Raw genomic sequence first — 21,034 nt, 5'->3', positions numbered from 1 at the left:
AACGGTATGCCGAACCTCCCGTTCTGCTGGCGACTCGAGAGTGATACGGTGAACGCCGAATGGCTGCATCGCGTGCGCTGCCTGCATTCGCAACGGCACGCCGCTCCCGCGCTGTCCAAGCACCAGCCGCGCGACTTCCGCTGCCCACGCTCGCTCTACTCGAGCGAGATCATGTCAACGCGCCGCTCCCGCCAACCCCTCCAGACCACGCACTTCCCGCGTGATCGCCGCCGCAGCGCTCCCCGATCCCGACTAGCGCCAGTTGCGAAATCCGACAACACACTTTCAACCATCCAGACAACAATCGAAGAAAAAAAGGGCGAGCAAAATCCACGGCTCGCCCTTAAAATGCACCGCTTAGTTAATTTCTACAGCTAACCAGGCTGCACGATCAGGATCTGCGAAGCCCGCATCCGCGCATGCATGCAACGCGGCGCCGCCTCCATATGATCGAACAGGGCCGCCCGCTGCGCCCTCTTCCTGCCTTCGATGCAGCCCAGGCGCAACCGGATAGAAGACACTCATGTCCAAGCAATCAACTGCAGGGCCGATTCATGGTTCGGCCCGAATCGGCCTGATCGCCGCGGGATTGGTCTCGCTGCTTCTCGGGCTCTATTTCATCATCGGCGGCGGCATGCTCGTCGCACGCGGCGGTAGCTGGTATTACCTGCTGGCAGGGCTCGCGCTGTGCGCGACCGGCGTCCAGCTCGCCCGCCGTCGCTCCAGCGCGGTCACGATCTACCTCGTCATGCTGATCGCCACGGCGCTGTGGGCCGTCTGGGAAGTCGGCTTCGCGTTCTGGCCACTCAACGCGCGGATCTTCATGTTCTCGATGATCGGCATGCTGCTCGTGACGGTCTGGCCGCTGCTGCGCCGTGCCGAAGGCAAGGCGCCCGCACGAGGCGCCGCATGGGGCATCGCCGCCGTGCTGCTCGCCTGCAACGGCGTGTTCGTCTACGGGATGTTCGTGCCGCACGGCACGTTCGGCACCGAGACGCCCGCGCCGGCGGCGGGCATCGCAGGCACCGAGGACTGGACGGCCTACGGTCACTCGGCCGGCGGCGACCGCTTCGCGGGCTATACGCAGATCAACCGCGACACGGTGAAGAACCTGCAGGTCGCATGGACGTTCCACACCGGCGACACGCCGCTCAGCCCGGACGGCGGCGGTTCGGAAGACCAGGAAACGCCGCTGCAGGTCGGCAAGACGCTGTTCCTGTGCTCGCCGCACAACACGGTGATCGCCGTGGACGCCGCAACCGGCACCGAAAAATGGCGCCATGCGTTTCCGACCAAGACGACGGTCTGGGTGCGCTGCCGCGGCCTCGCCTACTTCGACGCGGACAAGCCGCTCGTGCAGCCGACCGTCGCCGGTTCGACGCCGGTCCTGCCGATCGCCGCGTCCGGCGATGCGGCCGTGTGCCGCCGCCGCATCTTCATGAACACGATCGATGCGAAGCTCGTCGCACTCGATGCCGACACCGGCAAGCTCTGCGACGCATTCGGCGATCACGGCATCGTCGACATGAAGGCCGGCCTCGGTAACGCGAAGAGCCCGCTGTACGAACTCACGTCGGCGCCGACGGTCGCTGGCACAACGGTGGTCACGGGTGGCCGCGTGGCCGACAACGTGTCGCTCGACATGCCCGGCGGCGTGATCCGCGGCTTCGACGTGATGACCGGCAAGATGAAGTGGGCGTTCGATCCGGGCAATCCGGACGATCACGCGGAGCCGGCACCGGGCAAGATCTTCACGCGCTCGACGCCGAACGTGTGGGCGCCGATGACCTATGACGCGACGTCGAACACGATCTACATGCCGGTGGGCAATGCGGCGATCGACCTGTGGGGCGTGAAGCGCACCGCGCTCGACGAGAAGTACGGTGCATCCATCCTCGCGCTCGACGCGACGACGGGCGCGGAAAAGTGGCACTTCCAGACCGTTCACCACGACCTGTGGGACTACGACGTGCCGATGCAGCCGACGCTGATCGACTTCCCGATGGAAGATGGCAAGCGCGTGCCGGCGCTGATCGTCGGCACCAAGATGGGCCAGCTGTTCGTGCTCGATCGCGCGACCGGCAAGCCGCTGACGAAGGTCGTCGAACATCCGGTCAAGACCGCGTCGATTGCGAACGAGCCGTATTCGAAGACCCAACCGCTGTCCGTCGGCATGCCTCAGATCGGCGCGGACGTGCTCAAGGATTCGGACATGTGGGGCGTCACGCCGATCGACCAGTTGATGTGCCGCGTGATCTTCCGCGGCATGCGCTACGACGGCCTTTTCACTGCACCGTACACCGATCGTTCGCTCAGCTTCCCGGGTTCGCTCGGCGGCATGAACTGGGGCGGCCTCTCGTATGATCCGAACGCGGACATGATCTACGTGAACGACATGCGCCTCGGCCTCTGGGTCCATCTGGAAAAGGAAAAGAACCGCAGCGGTACATCCAACGGCAACGAATCGGTGAACGCAGGCATGGGTGCGGTGCCGCTCGGCGGCACGCCATACTCGGTGCTGAAGGACCGTTTCTTCTCGCCGCTCGGCATCCCGTGCCAGAAGCCGCCGTTCGGCAGTCTCACCGCGGTCGACCTGAAAACACGTAGCATCGCATGGCAAGTCCCGCTCGGCACCGTGAAGGACACGCGCCTCTACGGCGTGCCGATGCACATGCCGTCGCCGATCGGCATGCCCACCATCGGCGGCTCGCTCACGACGGGCGGCGGCCTCGTGTTCTTCGCCGCGACGCAGGACTACTACCTGCGCGCGTTCGACAACTCGACGGGCAAGGAAGTGTGGAAGGCGCGTTTGCCGGTGGGAAGCCAGGGCACGCCGATGAGCTATACCCTCAACGGCAAGCAGTACATCGTCATCTCGGCAGGCGGTGCGCGCCAGTCGCCCGATCGAGGCGACTACGTGGTTGCCTACGCATTGCCGGACAACAAGTAAGCGCCTGATTCGACCGGATTGCGTGCGGCGTGGTGCGGCAACACTCGCCGCACCACGCCGCACGCGACGCGTCGCCCCACTGCCGAGGCTGCCCGCCTCCCTTGCCCATGAGTCATTCCCTTCCCGCTTCCCGCCCCCGACGTCACGATGCCGCGTCGGAAAACGGCCGAGCGCGCCGGCCGGCGGCCGGCACACGTGTCGCGCTCCGCATTGGTGTCGCAGCGGCGGCCATTGCCGCGCACGCATCCGTGGTCCATGCACAAAGCAGCGTGACGCTGTACGGTGCGATCGACACGAGCATCGAAATCACGAATCCGGGCTCCGGCTACGTCGCGCGGATGGATTCCGGTGCGTATCGCGGCTCGCGCATCGGCGTGCGCGGCGCCGAGGATATCGGCAACGGCGTAAAGATCCTGTTCGATCTCGAGAACGGCTTCGGCTCGACGGACGGCAGTCAGGCCGTCGCCGGCACGTTGTTCAACCGCCAGGCCTGGATCGGCGTGAGCTCGCGCTACGGCACCGTGCGGATCGGCCGCCAGTATTCGCCGATCTACATCCCGTTCAAGGGGCAGCTCGATGCGTTCGGTGCTGGCACGATCGCGTCGGGCCTCGACAATCTGTCGAAAATCACGCCGTACGCAAGCAACGCGATCACGTACCTTTCACCCGAGGTCCATGGCTTCTCGACCACGATCATGGCGTCGTTGCGCGCGCCAACCGACGGCGACGGCAATGGACTGGCAGGCCACATCGAGACGTTCTCGTGGCATGACGGCCCGCTCCGCATTTCATATGCGCACCAGCAAACCCACGGCAGCGGCGCATTGCGCGCCAACCTCGGCGGCGCCTCCTATGCATTCGGCCCGGTGACCGGCTTCCTGTCGTATTTCAATGGCGACGGCGGAACGCCGCGCTACCACAGCGACGGCGTGTCGGCCTCCGCGCGCTATGCGGTGAGCGCGCGTTTTCGCACGTCGCTGGGGTACACGTGGCTGCGTGACCGATCGGGCGGCGACAACGACGCCGACCAGTTCAGCGCCGCGTGCGAATACGATCTGTCGAAGCGCGTCCTGCTCTATGCAAGCGCGGCCTGGCTGCATAACCGTGGCCAGGCCGCGTTCACGCTGAAAGGCGTGAACGTGATCGGCCTCACGCCGTCGTGGCAGGGGGCGTCGGTGCGCGGAATCCAGTTCGGGATGATCGACCGTTTCTAGAAGCCACCGCCAGTTGCCGCAAGCAAGGCGAGCAACTGATTCGCTGCCTGCAGCGCCTGCACGGACGTGAATCCCGCAAGACGCGTTCCCGGGTTCCCGGGTTCCCGGGTTCCCGAACGGATGCTGCGCGCGATCGCGTCGAGCGTGGCGATCGTATCGACCGACTCCGCTTCGGTGCTGCCGTTCCACTGCTCCCGGCCGAGCCGGACGGCGCGCACGAAGCGCTCGGTTTCCGCGAGAAGGCCGCTGTCGCCCGGCATCACGATGGTTTCCCCCGGCGTCGTGGACGAAACGCCGCGGCGCAGATGAATCTCGGGCGGTCCGTCTTGCGGCGGGCTGTTGAGGAAGGTCGTCTCGAGGATGCCGTCGGTTCCCGTGATCCGCCGTGACGGGGAAACGTCGTGTTGAAGCTGCATGCGATCTGGCCCAGCACGCCGTTCGGCAACGCGAGGCAGGCAGTCACGGTGAGATCGACCTTCGTATCCGATCAGCGCGCAGCGGCACTGAACCGCACCGAATTGGGTGGAGGCGCGTATTCTTGAGAGAATCGAGCCATGAACAAGAAGGCAAGCACGTTTTCCCCGGATGTCCGAGAGCGTGCAGTGCGACTGGTACGCGAGCAGCGTAGCGAACATCCGTCGATGTGAACGGCAGTCGAATCGATTGAACCGATGATCGGCTGCACGCCGCAGACGCTTCTGGATTCGGTCAATTCAGACATGGATGCCCCCGGAAATTTGGTGGGTGAGATTTGGTTCTGGGGACTTGAGGGCACATATCGTCAGATAAATGAAAGCCTCGCCGGTTGCGGGCATGACGCTTGCGCCCGCCCTCAGTATCTTTCTCCATGCGCGGCCGGCGCCGATAATGCGTACGGCAGCGGCCGACGACACCGCACCGAGGCAAGGAGGCTCCCCGCATGACGACGCTGTTCAAGCCGGGCGACCACGTCCGCTGGAATTCCGAAGCCGGTTACGTGACCGGCACGATCATCGCGATCCACACGCAGGATTTCGACTACAAGGGCCATCGCCACCGTGCGTCGCCCGACGATCCGCAATACGAGATCAAGAGCGATCGCACCGACCACATCGCCGCGCATCGCGGGCGCGTGCTCGAACGCATTGCCGACAAGGACGACACGTGACGCTCCCGTTCTACACGATCGGCCATTCGAACCGCACGCTCGACGCGTTTGTCGGGATGCTCGACGCGCTCGATATCGCGCTGCTGGCCGATATCCGGAAGATGACGCGTTCGCGCACCAATCCGCAGTTCAACGAAGCAACGTTCCCCGCCGCACTGGCCGCGGTCGACATCGCGTACGAGCACATCGCGGCACTCGGCGGACTGCGCGGCAAGTCGCGCGGCGTGCCCGACGAGGTCAACGGCTTCTGGACGAACCGCAGCTTCCATCGCTACGCCGACTACGCGCTGTCGCCCGAGTTTCGAACGGGCCTCGACCGGCTGATCGCGCAAGGGCACCGGCAGCGCTGCGCGATCATGTGTTCGGAAGCCGTGTGGTGGCGCTGTCATCGGCGCATCGTGTCCGATTACCTGATTGCGCGCGGCGAAACGGTGCTGCACATCATGGGCCCGAATCGCGTGGAGCCCGCGCGCCTCACGGCCGGCGCGGCGATCCGGGACGACGGGACGACGGGACGATCGTCTATCCGGACGTCGAAGGCGACGCGCCAGCAGACGAAGCCGGCGCGCAGCCGACCGCGTGACGCGTCACCGATCGTGCGCGTGATGCCGTGACGGCATGAAAGCGTGAAGGTGCGCAGGCCCGATGCAACGCCCATGTCGATCGACCGTGCCCGCTGCGCACCCGATACGCTGCACGCTCACCCCGCTTTGCGCCGCCGCGATCCTGCATTACCATCGTGCGTCCACCGCGCGTACGCGCGCGCCCCGCCACCTCTGCACTCCCGCACCGATGCTCGCCCTCATCATCATCGCCGGCCTGTGGGCCGGCCTGCAGAACGCCCTCGCGGGTGGCGGCTCGTTCGTCACGCTGCCCGCGCTGATCGTGTCGGGGATGTCGCCGCTCGCGGCGAACATCACGTCGACGGTCGCGCTGTTCCCCGGCCAGGTCACGACGGGCTGGGCGAGCCGGAACATGGTGCGCGGCGCGGGCAAGCTGTCGTTTCGCGCGCTGTTCGCGATCAGCGTGGTCGGCGGCGCGCTCGGCGGACTGCTGCTGCTGAAAACCCCGTCGTCGATCTTCTCGCACCTCGTGCCGTGGCTCGTGCTGTTCGCGACGGTCGTGTTCGCATGGGGCAGCTTCTTCCGCAAGCCCGGCGCCGGCACGCAGCATCTCGGCCCCGTCACCGCCGCGATCTCGCAATTCCTGATCGCGATCTACGGCGGCTACTTCGGCGGCGGCATCGGGTTCCTGATGATGGCCGCGCTGACGATGGCCGGCCTGTCGCCGCGTCACGCGATGTCGACGAAGAATGCGCTCGCTGGCGTGATGAACGCGTCGGCGGTCGTGCTATTCGTGACCTCGCCGCACCTGCACTGGCGCGAGGCCATCGCGCTCGGCGGCGGCGCGATCGTCGGCGGCCTGCTCGGCGCGTGGGCGCTGCACCGCGTGAACGAGCGCGTGCTGCGGATCGCGATCGTCTGCATCGGCGCCGCGCTGACCGTCGGGCTGTTCGTCAAACCGATCTGACGCACACGCGCCGAGCGCGCGGATGGCACGCACGCCGTCGGTCGCGACGGATTCGCAATCAATGGGCAAGCGGCCGTGCGCCGAGCGCTGGCGGAGTCACGCGCCCGCCTCGATGTCGCGGGCGCTTGCGACAACTTGCGCGCCAAGCGCTTCGATCCTTGCAGGCGAGTGCGTTCAGCCGAACGGCCGCACGCCGATCAGCGGGCCGTGCAGGAACAGCGCAAAGACGGCCCATACGACGAGCCCGGCGACGATCGTCACGGCATCGCCCGACAGCCTGCCCGCCGGATAGCGGACGCCGTCGAGGCGATCGCGCGCGCGCCACACGACGAAATCGACCAGCGACCACACGAAGAATGCGCCGAACAGCACGACCGCGTGCAGCGTGCCGTTCGCGAGCAGGTGCGCGATCGCCCACACCATCACGCCGGCCACCATCGGATGGCCGACGAGCGTCTTGATGCGGTTGCGCGGCACGTAGGACGCGGCGATCAGCACGAATGCGATCGCGGTCAGCATGCCGGTGAGATGGCGAATGCCGACGGGTGACATCCACAGCAGCGTCCCGCCCTGGCGCGCAATCCCGTAACCCCAGACGATCAGCACGAAGCCGACGATCGACACGATCGCATAGGGGCCCTTCCAGCGTTTCTCGCCGATCCGCTCGATGGTCGCGGATCGCCAGCCGTCCGCGACGATCCGAATCGAATGCACACCGAGGAAGATCGCTAAACCGAGAATCAGGACGAGCATCGGCTATCTCCGTCTGGAACGATGAGTTGGGAATCATTCGCGCGGCTTTCGATGCGCCGTTCGCGAGGCCGGCAGCGAGACCGGCTCGGGTTGCGCCGGGCATGGACGCAATCGCGCCGATCATAAACGCCGGGGCCGCCGTTGTGAAGCAGCCGGAACATGCGGTGCGTCAAACCCGGCGCTTGCGTGCACCCGCGGTGGATCGAAAGCAAGGAAAGGAAATGCGCCGACGTACGCTCGGCGCTAGGTGCGCTTGCGTGTCGCTTCCGGTTTCGGCGCCGGCTTCGACGTCGGCCGTGCCTTGCGCTTCGGCGCCCCGGCCAGCAGCGCCGCGCGATATGCGCCGCGACACCAGTCGAACAGCGCGCCCGTGTCCTCGAGCACGTCGGCTGGCGTTTCGTAATAGCCCTCGAGTGCAACGGTGCGCGTGGGACGCTCATACGAGAACGGCCCCATCCCCGCCGCGACGAACGCGGGACGGTTCACGTCGTCGACGCGCAGGAACAGCGACCCGCGCGACATGAAACCGAACATCACGCCGTCGAGCCGCATCGCGGCGCCGCTGAAGAACCGCACGACCTGTACGTTGCCGAGCGGCGCGAGCCGATACGCGATCTCCTCGCCGTGCGCCTTCTCCGATTGCCAGCTCATGCGAGCCCCGTGCAGCGCTGCGTCCACACGTCGAGTTCCGCGTCGTCGAAACCCACGGCCGCCGCGCTCTCGCGGATCTGCCGCCACGTCGCACGATCGACCGGAATGCCGTCCGCGCCGCGCGCGGCGCGGCTCGCCTCCTCCGGCTCGCCGGGCATCCGCACCGGCGCGTCGCCCGCCCGCGGCGACGCCTTCGCCCATTCGACGAACGCATCGGCTTCGCGCTCCGCATCGGCCGCGTCGAACGCGTTCGGATCGATCAGCACCGACAGCATCCCGTTGACGATCGCGCTCGTCTTCTGCAGCGTGCCGCCGTAGGTCGTATGCCCGCCGACCAGCGCGCCGCCGAAGATCTCGCACATCGCCGCCAGCGCGTAACCCTTGTGCAGTCCGAACGGCAGCAGCGAGCCGAACGGCTGCTCGTGCATGACTGCCGGATCGTCGGTCGGCCGGCCGCGATGATCGATCAGCGACCCGGCCGGCACGCGCTTGCGCTGGTTGTATGCCACCCGCGTCTTGCCATACGCGATCGCGCTCGTCGCGAAATCGAGCAGCAGCGGCGGCCGGCCCGCGCGCGGATACGCGGCGCAGAACGGATTCGTGCCGAAACGCGGATCGGTGCCGTGCAGCGGCGCGACGAGCAGGTCGCCCGGCACGTTGACGAAATGGAACGATACGAGCCCCGAGCGCGCGCACTGCTCGGCCCAGTGCCCGATGCGGCCGAGGTGATGGACGTCGCGCAGCCCGATCGCGCAGATGCCCATGCGTCGCGCGCGCTCGATCCCTTCGACCATCGCCTCGAACGCGATCACCTGGCCGAAGCCGCGCCCGCCGTCGATCGTCAGCACCGCGCCGCCGTCGCGAACGATCGACGCGTGCCCGTTCAATTGCAGTTGCCCTTCCCGCCACGACGCCACGTAGTTCGGGATCATCCCGATCCCGTGCGAATCGTGACCCGCCAGATTGGCACCGACCAGATGATCGGCAACGAGCCGCGCCTCGCGCTCGCTGCTGCCGGCCCGCTCCCAGAGTGCCGCGACGAATGCATGCAGCGGTTCGGCGCGCATGCTCAGCGGGTCGGTATCGGAAGTCGGCAGCGCGGTCATCGGCAAGGCTCCGTGAGGTCGGGGTGAATCCGGGTGAATCCGGTCGAATCCGTTCGGGTCGGGCAACGCGAACGCTCAGCGCGCGGACGCGATCACGTCCGCCACCGCCGCGGTCAGCTTCTTCGCGTACGGCACGTGCAGGAACTCGTTCGGGCCGTGCGCATTCGACTTCGGCCCGAGCACGCCGCACACCATGAACTGCGCGGACGGGAAGCCGGCCTGCAGCACGTTCATCAGCGGGATCGTGCCGCCGAGACCCATGTACGCGCAGTCCGCGCCGAAGTGGCGACGCGACGCGGCGTCGAGCGACGACGCGAGCCACGGCGCGAGATCCGGCGCGCTCCAGCCGGTCGCGGCACCCGCGTCCGGCTTGAACGTGACCTTCGCGTTGTACGGCGGATCGAGTTCGAGCAGTTCCTTCAGCTGCTGCACGGCCTGTGCGGCGTCGACGAGCGGCGGCAGGCGCAGCGACAGCTTGAACGCGGTGCGCGGACGCAGCACGTTGCCCGCGTCGGCGAGCGCCGGCAGACCGGCCGCGCCCGTCACGGACAGCGACGGACGCCACGTCGAATTCAGCAGCGCCTCGCGCGGATCGGTCGTGGTCGGCAGCACCGGCTTGCCGTCCGCGCCGCATGCCCACGGCAGCCCCTTCCACACGGCGTCGCCGAGGATCGCGGCGGCCGTGTCGGCTTCGCGTACGCGGCTGTCGGGAATCTCGCAATGGAACACGCCCGGCAGCAGGTTGCCGTTCTTTGCATCTTCCAGGCGCTCGAACAGCTGGCGCATCACGCGGAAGCTCGACGGCGCGATGCCGCCGAAGACGCCGGAGTGCACGCCTTCCTCGAGCACCTCGACCTGCAGGTCGCCGGACACCAGCCCGCGCAGCGACGTCGTGAGCCACATCTGGTCGTAGTTGCCCGCGCCCGAATCGAGGCACACGACGAGCGACACCTGGCCGAGCCGGTCGCGCAGCGCATCGACGTACGGCAGCAGGTCGTAGCTGCCCGACTCCTCGCAGGTCTCGATCAGGCCGACGCAGCGCGGCCGTTCGACGCCCTGCTCGTCGAGCGCGCCGAGCGCCGCGAGGCTCGCGTAGATCGCATAGCCGTCGTCCGCGCCGCCGCGGCCGTACAGCTTGCCGTTCTCGTACTTCGGTGTCCACGGGCCGAGGTCCGCGCGCCAGCCGTCGAATTCGGGCTGCTTGTCGAGGTGGCCGTACAGCAGGATCGTGTCGGTGCTGCCCGAGCGCGTCGCAGGCGTTTCGAAGAAGATCACCGGCGTGCGGCCGGGCAAGCGCACGATCTCGAGCTTCAGGCCTTTCACCGGCTGGCGCTCGGCCCACTGCGCGGCATCGGTGACGACCCGCTCGAGATACCCGCGCTTCGCCCAGTCGGGGTCGAACGCGGGGCTCTTCGCCGGGATCGCGATGTAGTCGGTCAGTGCGTGGAGAATTTCATCGTTCCACTTGCGCTCGACGAAGGTAACGAGCTTGTCATGGTCGAGGACGGGGGTAGTGTCGACGGAGGTCATGGTGGGGTGCCTGGATAGGGCTGACGAAAAACCGGATGATACGCCGATGCCCCCGCCCCAGGGGTGCTTTCCGCGGCCGTATTCAGGGGCCCGTTCGGGCCCGTTTCCCGCAGCGCCTGGCGCGCCCGCTCAAACGGCCTGCGGGAAGGCGGCATCGTCATCGGAATCACCGTTCGGTAAAACAATCACGGGCGCCGGCGAGCGCATTTCGAGCGCTCGATAATAACCGACCAATTCAATCAGGACTTCCCGAGTCATTCAGCCCATAAATTGAATTAACCAGTTCGGCAAAAAACCAATAATCCGTTCGATTTTCACGATACCTCGGCCGCGAACACGCCCCCGATCGGCCCGAGGGCACCGCCCGGCGCCATCCAACCCCATCCGGTCGCACCATGACATTTCATCTTCATCAATGATGATAATCAATATTCAAGATATTAAATTACATCGTTTACTCTTACTCGAATTCAATTAAGAGATAAGATGCTGTCGTTCAATAAAACGACGGACCATTCCGGAATCGTCGACGGGCACCGGGCCGCGCCACCTCAACCGCATCACGATCATTCAAGGAGCCTCGCATGTCCGATGCCAGCTCGTCCTCCTCCCGCTCCACCGTCGCGCCAGCCGCGACCGCCACGCCGAAAATCGGCGTCATCCCCGCCACGCTGATGGTTGCCGGCAACATGATGGGCTCCGGCGTCTTCATGCTGCCCGCGAACCTCGCCGCCACCGGCGGCATCGCGATCTTCGGCTGGCTGATCACCGTCGTCGGCGCCGTGTCGCTCGCGCTGGTGTTCGCGAAGCTCGCGGCAATCGACCCGGCCGCCGGCGGCCCGTATGCGTATGCGCGCAAGTCGTTCGGCCCGTACATCGGCTACCAGACCAATCTGATCTACTGGCTCGCGAACGTGCTCGGCAACGTCGGCCTGGCGGTCGCCGGCCTCGGTTATCTCACGCACTTCTTCCCGATGCTGCGCGACCCGCTGGTATTCGCGCTCGCGCAGATCTTCGTGATCTGGCTGTTCACCTACGCCAACATCCTCGGACCGAACGTGGTCGGCCGCGTGCAGTCGGTCACGACGATCTTCGCGCTCGTGCCGATCCTCGGGATGGCCGTGTTCGGCTGGTTCTGGTTCAGCAAGGACGTCTACTTCGCCGGCTGGAACGTGTCGGGTGCGAGCAGCTTCGGCGCGATCGGCGCGACCTTGAACTTCACGCTATGGGCGTTCATCGGCGTCGAGAGCGCGTCGGTGTCGGCCGGTGTCGTCGAAAACCCGTCGCGCAACGTACCGATCGCGACCGTCGGCGGCGTCGTGCTCGCGGCCGTCTGCTACGTGCTCAGCTCGACCGTGATCATGGGGATGATCCCGAACAAGGCACTGCTCGCGTCGAGCGCGCCGTTCGCGGATGCCGCGCGCCTCGCGCTCGGCGACACCGCCGCGAACGCGGTCGCGATCTGCGCGGCGCTCGGCTGCCTCGGCTCGCTCGCGGGCTGGACGCTGCTGGTCGGCCAGACCGCGAAGGCCGCAGCCGACGACGGTCTGTTCGCCGGCGTGTTTGCCCGCGTCAACTCGAAGAACGTGCCGTCGGCCGGCCTTGCGATCGTCGCGGTCATCATGTCGGTGCAGGTGCTCGCGACGATGTCGCCGAGCGCGAGCGAGCAGTTCGGCAAGATCGCGTCGATCGCCGTGATCATGACGCTCCTGCCATACATCTACTCGTGCATCGCGATCAAGGTGCTCGGCTACGGCAAGATGCCGTCGCACCAGTTCACCTTCTACACGATCGTCGGCCTGATCGGCGCCGTCTACGCGCTGTGGGCGATGGTCGGCTCCGACGGCCAGCAGACGCGCTGGTCGCTGATCTTCGTGATCGCGACGATCGTGTTCTACGAGCTGTCGATCAACCGTCAGCGCGAAATCGAGGAAACCCACATCCATCCGGGCGGCCGCTCGCCGCGCTGGGTGCGCTACCTCGCGCTCGGCGTCACCATCGCCGCGCTCGTCGCGACCTTCTGGATCTCCGTGGGCCGACACACGGCCGACATCCTTCACGCACGCTCGCCGGCCGCGGGCGTCCAGGCAACCCAGCAAACGGGGGAATGACCCATGACCGCTTCCTTGACCCAACCGGCGTTCCGTCGCCTCGGCATGAAGGCGCTGCTCGTGCAGCACGACATCGACGAACGCACGGCCACCGGACGCGCGGCCACCGCGCTCGTCGAAGAATTGCGCACGCGGCTCGTCGACGTCGTGATCGCGACCTCCGCCGACGACGCGCGCGCGGTGGTCGACGCCGATCCGGCGATCCAGTGCCTGCTGCTCAACTGGGAGCTCGGCAACGATCCCGCCCATGCGCCCGCCCAGGCCGTGCTCGACGCGATGCGCGCGCGCAATGCGACGGTGCCGGTGTTCCTGCTCGCGAGCCGTGCGAGCGCAGCCGCGATTCCCGTCGACGCGATGCGCAAGGCCGACGACTTCATCTGGATGCTGGAAGACACCACCGCGTTCATCGGCGGGCGGATCGTCGCCGCGATCGAACGCTACCGCGAAACCGTGCTGCCGCCGATGTTCCGCGCGCTCGCGCAGTTCTCGCGCGTGTACGAATACTCGTGGCACACGCCGGGCCATACGGGCGGCACCGCGTTCCTGAAATCGCCGGTCGGCCGCGCGTACTTCGAATTCTTCGGCGAGGCGCTGTTCCGCTCGGACCTGTCGATCTCGGTCGGCGAACTCGGCTCGCTGCTCGACCACTCCGGTCCGATCGGCGAAAGCGAACGCTACGCGGCGCGCGTGTTCGGCGCGCACCGCACGTATCACGTGACGAACGGCTCGTCGATGTCGAACCGCGTGATCCTGATGGCGAGCGTCACGCGCAACCAGGTCGCACTGTGCGACCGCAACTGCCACAAGTCGGCCGAGCACGCGATGACGATGTCCGGCGCGATTCCGACCTACCTGATCCCGTCACGCAACCATTACGGAATCATCGGGCCGATCATGCCGGAACGGCTCACGGCCGCCGCCGTGCGCCTCGCGATCGACGCGAACCCGCTGGTGCGCGGGCGTGCCGGCATCGATCCGACGCCGGTGCATGCACTGATCACGAACTCGACGTACGACGGCCTCTGCTACAACGTCGCGCGCGTCGAGGAACTGCTCGGCCAGAGCGTCGACCGATTGCATTTCGATGAAGCGTGGTACGGCTATGCGCGCTTCAACCCGATCTACCGCGATCGTCACGCGATGCACGGCGATCCGTCGCAGCACGACGCGAGCAAGCCGACCGTGTTCGCGACGCAGTCGACGCACAAGCTGCTCGCGGCGCTGTCGCAGGCGTCATTCATCCACGTCCGCGACGGCCGCAATCCGATCGAGCATGCACGCTTCAACGAGGCATACATGATGCATGCGTCGACGTCGCCGAACTACGCGATCATCGCGTCGAACGACGTGAGCGCCGCGATGATGGACGGCCCCGGCGGCGAGGCGCTGACGACCGACGCGATCCGCGAGGCCGTGTCGTTCCGCCGGATGCTCGCGCGGCTGCATGCGGAATGCGAGGAGAGCGACGACTGGTTCTTCAACGGCTGGCAGCCGGACACCGTGGTCGATCGCAAGACGGGCCGGCGCGTGCCGTTCCATGAAGCGGACGAAACGCTGCTCGCCACCGATCCGTCGTGCTGGGTGCTGCATCCGGGCGAGACGTGGCACGGCTTCGGCGAGATCGAGGACGACTACTGCATGCTCGATCCGATCAAGGTGTCGATCGTCACGCCGGGCGTCGCGCCGCACGGCGGGCTGATGCCGGTCGGCATTCCGGCGTCGGTCGTCACCGCGTATCTGGACCGGCACGGGATCGTCGTCGAGAAGACGACCGACTTCACGATCCTGTTCCTGTTCTCGATCGGCGTGACGAAGGGCAAGTGGGGCACGCTCGTCAACACGCTGCTCGACTTCAAGCGCGACTACGACGCGAACGCGCCGCTCGAACAGGCGCTGCCGGAACTCGTCGCGCGCTATCCGGACCGCTACGGAAAGCTCGGACTGCGCGATCTGTGCGACCTGATGTTCAGCGCGATGAGCGACCTGAAGACGACCGAGATGATGTCGCGCGGCTTCTCGACGCTGCCGCAGCCCGACTTCAGCCCGGCCGAGGCGTTCGAGCATCTCGTGCACAACGACATCGAGATGCTGGAGCTGTCGGAGATGGAAGGCCGCACCGTCGCGACAGGCGTCGTGCCCTATCCGCCCGGCATTCCGCTGCTGATGCCCGGCGAGAACGCAGGGCCCGCCGACGGCCCGCTGCTCGGCTACCTGAAGGCGCTCGAGCAATACGACCTGCGCTTCCCCGGCTTCACGCACGACACGCACGGCGTCGAAGTCGAAGACGGCGTGTACCGGATCGCGTGCATCAAGAAAACCGCGCGCGACACCAACACGCGCTGAGCATGCGCGCCGCGACGCCGCGCCGGCAGAACGCGGCCGGCGTCGCGACGCGTGACGACTCGCCGGTCATGCCGGCAAGCGATCGACCCACTCGGCGAGCTGCGCTTCGCCTTCTTCGTCGAGCTTGCCCTTCAGTTCGCCGTACCACGGCGCGATCGCATCGGCCGGCTGCGTGGCCTTCAGGATGTCGAGACTGTTCTCGAGGAACGACGAAAAGAACGGAATGCCGCGCATGTAGAGGAAGGTCGAGTCGGTGATGCGCACGTGGCCGTACACGTCGCGCACCCACGCGAGATGCGGCAGCGCCTCGCGCAGGTGGCCGCTTTGCATCAGCGCGGAAATGAAGTTCACGCGCGCGGCGACGTCGGACTGCTCGTGCGTGTCGTGATTGACCTCGGCGGCCTTTTGCATCCACGCCGCGCCGCGCTCCACTTCGCCGCACATCACCGACGTCGTCGCGAGCTGCACCGCGTTGTGCGCGCTCGGCTCGCGGTCGAACAGCGCAAGCCAGTACGGAAACGCTTCCGGATAACGCTCCATCGCCGAGTACGACAGCGCGCACAGGCGCGCCGCATCGGCCAGTCGCTCCGCATGCGGCGCGGCGGCCGCGATCGCGGCGTCGTGCCGGCCGGCCTGGAATGCCTTCAGCGCGGGCGCGAGCTCGGGCGCGATGTCGGGGCCGTTCTGATCGTCCGCGCCTTCGGATGCGTCGGGTGCGTCGTTCGCGGACGGCGCGGGCGTCGCCGCTTCATCACGCGGTTTCTTTCCGAACAGCTTTCCCAGCAGGCCCATGGCGATTGTCCTTGTCGTTGTGATGGATGAATGGCGGCTGGTTGCAGCGGCGCAGGAAGCGCGGCGCGCGTGAACCGGATCGCCGCACGGCGACCGCCATCTTACGCGCGCTCGAAGTCGGCAGGAAGTGAACGGCAACTGGGCGCTGGTGTGGCGAAGCAAGGCGCGACGCTCACGCGTCCGCGGGCCTCACGCCGCGATCCATCCCGCGCCGGTACGCGGCAGGGCTCGTCGCCGCGACGCGCCGGAAGTGCCGGCGCAACGACTCCTCGGAACCGAACCCCGCGCGCGCGGCAATCTGCGCGAGCGACATCCCGGGATGCGCTTCGAGCATGTCCTTCGCGACGTTCACGCGCTCGCGGATCAGCCACGCGAGCGGCGACATCCCCGTCGCGTCCGCGAACTGCCGCTGCAGCGTGCGCGTGCTCATCGCCGCCTGCGCGGCCAGCGACGCGAGCGTGTGCGGCTCGGCCGCATGCGCGCGCATCCAGTCGATCAGCTTCGCGAGCCGGTCGCTGCCGCCCGGGGCGACCGGTCGCGGCACGAACTGCGCCTGGCCGCCGTCGCGATGCGGCGGCAGCACGAGGCGCTGCGCAACCCGGTTCGCAATCGCGCCGCCGTGGTCGCGGCGCACGAGATGCAGCAGCATGTCGAGCCCCGCCGCCGAGCCGGCCGACGTGACGATCGGCCCTTCGTCGACGTACAGCGCGTCGGGATTCACGCGCAGCGCCGGATAGCGCGCCTGCAGGCGCTCGGCGTAGCGCCAGTGCGTCGTGACGGTGAGCCCGTCGAGCACACCAGCCGCCGCAAGCACGAACACGCCCGAGCAGATCGAACAGAGCCGCGCGCCGCGGCGATGCGCGGCACGCAACTTCTTCAGCAGCGGTTCCGGCGGCGGTTCGTCCGGATCGCGCCAGCCGGGAATCACGATGGTGTCCGCGCGATCGAGCATCGCGAGCCGGTACGGCGCGGCGACCGTGATGCCGCCCGCCGCGCGCACGGGGCCCGGCTCGCTCGCGCAGACGGCGAAGCGATACCAGTCGACGCCGAGTTCCGGGCGTTCGAGCGCGAACAGTTCGACCACGCAGCCGAATTCGAAGGTGCAAAGGCGATCGTAGGCGAGCGCGACGACGAGATGATTGTGCATGGCGCGATGTTACCGGAACTTGTCGATCGCGCCACTGCCGCGATGGCCGCCGAACCGCGATACTGCCCTTCATCCCGGCGCATTCCGCGCCGTCTTTCAGGAGCGCGTTTCATGTCTTACGTCACCGACGTCCCCGCCGCCGACAGCGCCGCCGCCCTCGCGCACTTCGAAGCCTCGCTGCGCTTCGAGACCGATTGCTGGGACGTGCACGACGCGCTTGCGTCCGGCTCGCCCGATTTCGTGCTGCTCGACGTCCGGGGGCCGGAACAGTTTGCCGCCGGCCACGTGCCCGGCGCGCGCAACCTGCCGCACCGCAAGATCGTCGCCGGCAAGCTCGCCGACCACCCGGCCGACACGCTGTTCGTCGTCTACTGCGCCGGCCCGCACTGCAACGGTGCCGCGCGCGCGGCCATCCGGCTCGCGCGCCTGGGCCGCCCGGTGAAGTTGATGATCGGCGGAGTCACCGGCTGGCTTGACGAAGGTTTCGCGTTGTGCAACGAAGCGCAACCGGAGGACGTCGCCACGCGCTGATCGTTATTAAAAACGCAACAATCAATTGCCGGCACACGAACGGAAAAAGCGCGACAATCAGCCACATTGCAGTTCGGATGGAGCAGCAACATGGAACACGCAGTCCTGATTCAGATGGCCGGTTCGGTCGCGGCGATCGCGCTCTATTTTCTTCCGGCCATCGTCGCCGACCGGCGCGGCCGGCACGACAGGCTGACGATCGCCATGTTCAACGCCCTGTTCGCGTGGACGGGCATCGGCTGGCTGATGACGCTCTACTGGGCATGCCAGCCGAACCCGCAAACCGACGTCGCGCAAGCCATCCTCGCGAAGCGCCGCGGCATCAGCATGCGGACTTTCTCGACCGGCCTCGTCGAACGCGTGCAGCGCCGCGTCGCCGCCCAGGAGCAATGGGCCGAGAAGCAAGGTTGCCGCTAGGCAGTCCCGCTGTTCCCTTCACTTTGCCTTACCTCGCCGCGCCGAACTTCGGCATCCTGACGTTGGTCGAGGCCCGGTAGTCCCACACGAGCCTGTCGCGCGGCGCCTCACCGCCCGCGCGCAGCCACGCCCCGAAGGCCCCCGCCGTCACCGCCCGCGCGATCCGCTCGCCCGGGCAGCCGTGCGGCCCCGTGCCGAAGCCGAAGTTCGGCCCCGGCGCGCGGCCCGGCAGCAATCGGTCCGGCTCGCGATGCACGGCCGGATCGCGGTTCGCCGCCGCGAGCACGACCAGGATGGCCGCACCGGCATCGACCGTCACGCCTTCGATCGTCGTGCGCGACGCAACGAAGCGGCGCGTGTTCTGCACCGGCGAATCGAATCGACCGACCTCGGCGACGAATGCCTCGAGCATCGCGGCATCCGGCAGCGTGCGTTCGGCACCGGTTGCGTCCCATGCGACCAGCACATTGCCGAGCCACGCCGCCGTCGCCTCGCACGTCTGCGACAGCAACCCGACGAGATTCGCGACGAGCGCGCCGCTCGCGTGCCAACCGGCGGCACCGGCCGCCTGCTGAATCGCCGCTACCCACGAGCCGTCTTGCGCGCGTGTGCGCGCGACACGCTCAGTCATCCGGTCGAGCAGTTGCCGCGCGGCCTCGCTCGCGCGGGCCAGTGCCGCGTCGTCCGACAGCGGCGACAGCGCGGCGACGAAGTCGACGACCAGCGCGGCAATATCGTCGAGCTGCGTGTCGTCGAAGCCGAGCAGATCGGCGACCGCGCAAACGGGCACCGTCAGGCACCACGCGTTCAGCGCATCGGCGTCGTACGGCATGCGCAACCGGCTGCCGGCGAGTTGCGCGGCCCGCTCGCGCAACGCGTCGACGTCGATCGGCGCGCACGCCGCGCGCAGCGCCTGCTTCGGCACGTCGTGCCGCAATGCGCCGTCGTTCATGCGCACCAGCTCGCCGAACAGCGCGCCCGCCGTCGTCCCACGCAATGCGGGCGGTACCGGCGCGTCGAGCGGCCTGACGCGGCACGCCGGGTGACCGAGCACGGCCGTCACGCTCGCCGCCCGGCTCGCGACCCACAGGCCGAGCGAGGCGTCGAACGCGAGCGGCGGACCATCGACGAGCGTCGAGTAGTAAGGGTAGGGATCGCGGTGCGTGACCGCGGCAATCGGATTGGTCGGGTTCATGCGTGCAGTATCGGCGCGCCGGGCCGCCGCATGTTTCAGGTTGACGTGAAATGTCGCGGATGTCGCGCTCGTGCTCATGCCGGCACCGCGGAGTGCTGCGACGCAGCAACCCACGGGCGGCAAGCGGCGCGGCGCCGTGACGGACGTGGCGTCAGGCTGCCGACCGGTAGCGGTGCGCCTGCATGCGCAGGCGGACTCGCCCGGCGGAAATCGCACGCGGTTCGGGCACCACCGTTTCGTGATGAAACATTTCCTGCCGGAAGCGGCCGCCGTCGTCGAACCACTGGCAGATCAGCCAGTCGGCATCGTCGAACACGACCGGCCCGGCATAGGTGACGGTCATGCGCGGCCCACCGGTTTTCAGCGTCACGACATCGCCGACGCGAAAGCCGTTGCTGTGATTTTCTCGGATTTTCATCGCTCTCTCGATTTTTTATATATTCATTTTCCGGCGGCCCGCTGACAGGTCATTCGGATACGCGGCAGATTACCAATCCTATAAATAACCGGCAACTCCCGAATACCCGAAAACATCGACCTGAAAATCGCAACACTACGCGGCACCGATTCGCGTGGCGGGCTTCTGACACCATAATCGGCGCGGCTTGCGCGCCGATTATGGTTAAACAACCGGAGTGCAGAGAATAAACGATGAATTTCGCGCCGTCATCGAACTTCAAATCGGCGGTGGTTTCGATTGATTACTGTCAATCGGTTTCCGGCTGGAAACGTTCCCACGTTTTATCGGCGCTCATTGTTCGAACCGCACGGGCGAATTGTCCGGCGCCGAAAACCAGCGATTGAGGTCGCGTCCCGGCACCGCCGCTTGCGTAAACGTGAATGTGCCGTCGCGCGCCATTTCCGTTGCAGCGCGCAGGAACGCGCCGAATGCGGCCCGCGCCAGCGCGCCGCCGACGCTGACGCGCTTCACGCCGAGCGCCGCGAGCGCCTCGCGGCTCAGCAACCCGCCCTGCAGCCCCATCACGACGTTGACCGGCGCGCCGACCGCGCGCGTGACCGCCGCGATCTCGTCGGGATCGGTCACGCCGGGTGCATAGAGCACGTCGGCGCCCGCGTCGCGGTATGCGACCAGCCGCGCGATCGTGTCGGCAAGGTCGGAGCGGCCGTGCAGATAGTTTTCACAGCGCGCGGTCAGCGTGAACGGAAACCGCAGCGAGCGCGCCGCGTCGACCGCCGCCGCGATGCGCTCGACCGCCACGTCGTGCGGGTAGATCGGCGCGCCGGCACGGCCGGTCGCATCCTCGATCGAGCCGCCCACCGCGCCGGCGTCGGCCGCCAGGCGAATCGTCTCGGCGACCGTGTCCGGCGCGTCGCCGAAGCCGTTCTCGAGATCGGCGCTGACCGGCAGGCCGCCCGCGGCGACGATCTCGGCGATGTGGTCGAGCATTTCGTCGCGATCGATCGCGTTGTCGGGCCGCCCTCGCGAAAAGGCGAAGCCGGCGCTCGTGGTGGCAAGCGCTTCGAAGCCGGCCATCGCGAGCAGCCGGGCGGAACCGGCATCCCACGGGTTCGGGATGATGAAGGCACCGGGCCGCGTGTGCAGCGCGCGGAAGGTTTCGGCTTGGCGAAACTGCACGTTGGAATCGGACATCGAAG

19 protein-coding genes and 1 pseudogene are annotated in these 21,034 nt (G+C 67.3%); 10 read left to right on the top strand and 10 right to left on the bottom strand.

The window, feature by feature from the left end:
* Positions 1-48 precede the first annotated feature (48 nt).
* The 3 genes from WS66_RS33525 (at position 49) to WS66_RS03095 (ending at position 4,164) form a co-directional block, all read left to right on the top strand.
* The gene (locus WS66_RS33525) at positions 49-378 is read left to right on the top strand and encodes a hypothetical protein (RefSeq protein WP_159086506.1); all 330 of its coding nucleotides are present in this window, start codon (positions 49-51) and stop codon (positions 376-378) included.
* Positions 379-523: 145 nt separating this feature from the next.
* On the top strand, positions 524-2,950 hold the full coding sequence (locus tag WS66_RS03100) for a membrane-bound PQQ-dependent dehydrogenase, glucose/quinate/shikimate family (protein ID WP_059600138.1): 2,427 nt from the start codon (positions 524-526) through the stop codon (positions 2,948-2,950).
* A 107-nt stretch (positions 2,951-3,057) separates the two neighbouring features.
* Entirely contained in the window at positions 3,058-4,164 is a 1,107-nt protein-coding gene (locus tag WS66_RS03095) for a porin (RefSeq protein ID WP_082728880.1), read from the top strand.
* Here WS66_RS03095 and WS66_RS03090 read toward each other — a convergent pair.
* On the bottom strand, positions 4,161-4,580 hold the full coding sequence (locus WS66_RS03090) for a hypothetical protein (protein WP_059600139.1): 420 nt from the start codon (positions 4,578-4,580) through the stop codon (positions 4,161-4,163). The two genes, WS66_RS03095 and WS66_RS03090, sit on opposite strands and share 4 nt — an antisense overlap.
* 503 nt (positions 4,581-5,083) lie before the next feature.
* On the opposite strand from WS66_RS03090, the gene WS66_RS03085 reads away from it, so the two are divergent.
* The 3 genes and pseudogenes from WS66_RS03085 (at position 5,084) to WS66_RS03075 (ending at position 6,841) form a co-directional block, all read left to right on the top strand.
* Positions 5,084-5,311: a DUF2945 domain-containing protein gene (locus tag WS66_RS03085; protein ID WP_059600140.1), complete on the top strand. Its 228-nt coding sequence runs from the start codon at positions 5,084-5,086 to the stop codon at positions 5,309-5,311.
* Positions 5,308-5,894: pseudogene (locus WS66_RS03080) on the top strand (DUF488 domain-containing protein). The gene WS66_RS03085 and the pseudogene WS66_RS03080 overlap by 4 nt, the downstream one beginning before the upstream one ends.
* Positions 5,895-6,103: 209 nt before the next feature.
* Entirely contained in the window at positions 6,104-6,841 is a 738-nt protein-coding gene (locus WS66_RS03075) for a sulfite exporter TauE/SafE family protein (RefSeq protein WP_059600141.1), read from the top strand.
* Between the two features lie 174 nt (positions 6,842-7,015).
* Here WS66_RS03075 and WS66_RS03070 read toward each other — a convergent pair whose 3' ends face one another.
* The 4 genes from WS66_RS03070 to WS66_RS03055 form a co-directional block, all read right to left on the bottom strand.
* A complete protein-coding gene (locus tag WS66_RS03070; RefSeq protein WP_059600142.1) occupies positions 7,016-7,594 on the bottom strand; it encodes an NnrU family protein in 579 nt (192 codons plus the stop codon).
* Positions 7,595-7,837: 243 nt separating this feature from the next.
* Positions 7,838-8,245: a TfoX/Sxy family protein gene (locus WS66_RS03065; RefSeq protein ID WP_059600326.1), complete on the bottom strand. Its 408-nt coding sequence runs from the start codon at positions 8,243-8,245 to the stop codon at positions 7,838-7,840.
* The gene (locus tag WS66_RS03060; protein WP_059600143.1) at positions 8,242-9,351 is read right to left on the bottom strand and encodes a malate/lactate/ureidoglycolate dehydrogenase; all 1,110 of its coding nucleotides are present in this window, start codon (positions 9,349-9,351) and stop codon (positions 8,242-8,244) included. Before WS66_RS03060 ends, WS66_RS03065 begins: the two co-directional genes overlap by 4 nt.
* A gap of 75 nt (positions 9,352-9,426) precedes the next feature.
* Entirely contained in the window at positions 9,427-10,881 is a 1,455-nt protein-coding gene (locus WS66_RS03055) for a M20 family metallopeptidase (protein WP_059600144.1), read from the bottom strand.
* A gap of 584 nt (positions 10,882-11,465) precedes the next feature.
* Here WS66_RS03055 and adiC point away from each other — a divergent pair.
* On the top strand, positions 11,466-12,992 hold the full coding sequence (adiC, locus tag WS66_RS03050) for an arginine/agmatine antiporter (RefSeq protein WP_059600145.1): 1,527 nt from the start codon (positions 11,466-11,468) through the stop codon (positions 12,990-12,992).
* A 3-nt stretch (positions 12,993-12,995) separates the two neighbouring features.
* Positions 12,996-15,335, top strand: coding sequence for an Orn/Lys/Arg decarboxylase N-terminal domain-containing protein (locus WS66_RS03045; protein WP_059600146.1), 2,340 nt, complete (start codon positions 12,996-12,998; stop codon positions 15,333-15,335).
* Positions 15,336-15,401: 66 nt separating this feature from the next.
* On the opposite strand, the gene WS66_RS03040 is transcribed toward WS66_RS03045, so the two are convergent.
* Both WS66_RS03040 and ftrA read right to left on the bottom strand, forming a co-directional pair.
* Positions 15,402-16,127 (bottom strand): hypothetical protein, encoded by a 726-nt coding sequence (locus WS66_RS03040; RefSeq protein ID WP_059600147.1) that lies wholly within the window; start codon positions 16,125-16,127, stop codon positions 15,402-15,404.
* A 172-nt stretch (positions 16,128-16,299) separates the two neighbouring features.
* Positions 16,300-17,274 (bottom strand): transcriptional regulator FtrA, encoded by a 975-nt coding sequence (gene ftrA / locus WS66_RS03035; protein WP_059600148.1) that lies wholly within the window; start codon positions 17,272-17,274, stop codon positions 16,300-16,302.
* Between the two features lie 111 nt (positions 17,275-17,385).
* Here ftrA and WS66_RS03030 point away from each other — a divergent pair, with 111 nt between their 5' ends.
* Both WS66_RS03030 and WS66_RS03025 read left to right on the top strand, forming a co-directional pair.
* The gene (locus tag WS66_RS03030; protein ID WP_059600149.1) at positions 17,386-17,805 is read left to right on the top strand and encodes a rhodanese-like domain-containing protein; all 420 of its coding nucleotides are present in this window, start codon (positions 17,386-17,388) and stop codon (positions 17,803-17,805) included.
* Between the two features lie 90 nt (positions 17,806-17,895).
* On the top strand, positions 17,896-18,222 hold the full coding sequence (locus WS66_RS03025; RefSeq protein ID WP_059600150.1) for a superinfection immunity protein: 327 nt from the start codon (positions 17,896-17,898) through the stop codon (positions 18,220-18,222).
* 28 nt (positions 18,223-18,250) lie between these two features.
* Here the strand turns inward: WS66_RS03025 and WS66_RS03020 are convergent, their stop codons facing one another.
* The 3 genes from WS66_RS03020 to WS66_RS03010 form a co-directional block, all read right to left on the bottom strand.
* Positions 18,251-19,417: a cytochrome P450 gene (locus WS66_RS03020; protein ID WP_059600327.1), complete on the bottom strand. Its 1,167-nt coding sequence runs from the start codon at positions 19,415-19,417 to the stop codon at positions 18,251-18,253.
* Between the two features lie 151 nt (positions 19,418-19,568).
* Positions 19,569-19,835: a YodC family protein gene (locus tag WS66_RS03015; protein ID WP_059600151.1), complete on the bottom strand. Its 267-nt coding sequence runs from the start codon at positions 19,833-19,835 to the stop codon at positions 19,569-19,571.
* A gap of 333 nt (positions 19,836-20,168) precedes the next feature.
* Positions 20,169-21,029: an isocitrate lyase/PEP mutase family protein gene (locus tag WS66_RS03010; protein ID WP_059600152.1), complete on the bottom strand. Its 861-nt coding sequence runs from the start codon at positions 21,027-21,029 to the stop codon at positions 20,169-20,171.
* Positions 21,030-21,034 lie beyond the last annotated feature (5 nt).

Origin of the sequence: Burkholderia sp. LA-2-3-30-S1-D2 (genome assembly GCF_001523915.2) — a bacterium.
Lineage (GTDB): Bacteria > Pseudomonadota > Gammaproteobacteria > Burkholderiales > Burkholderiaceae > Burkholderia > Burkholderia diffusa.
Note: the sequence above shows the minus strand (reverse complement) of the source record. Positions and strands in the feature narration are given on the sequence as shown.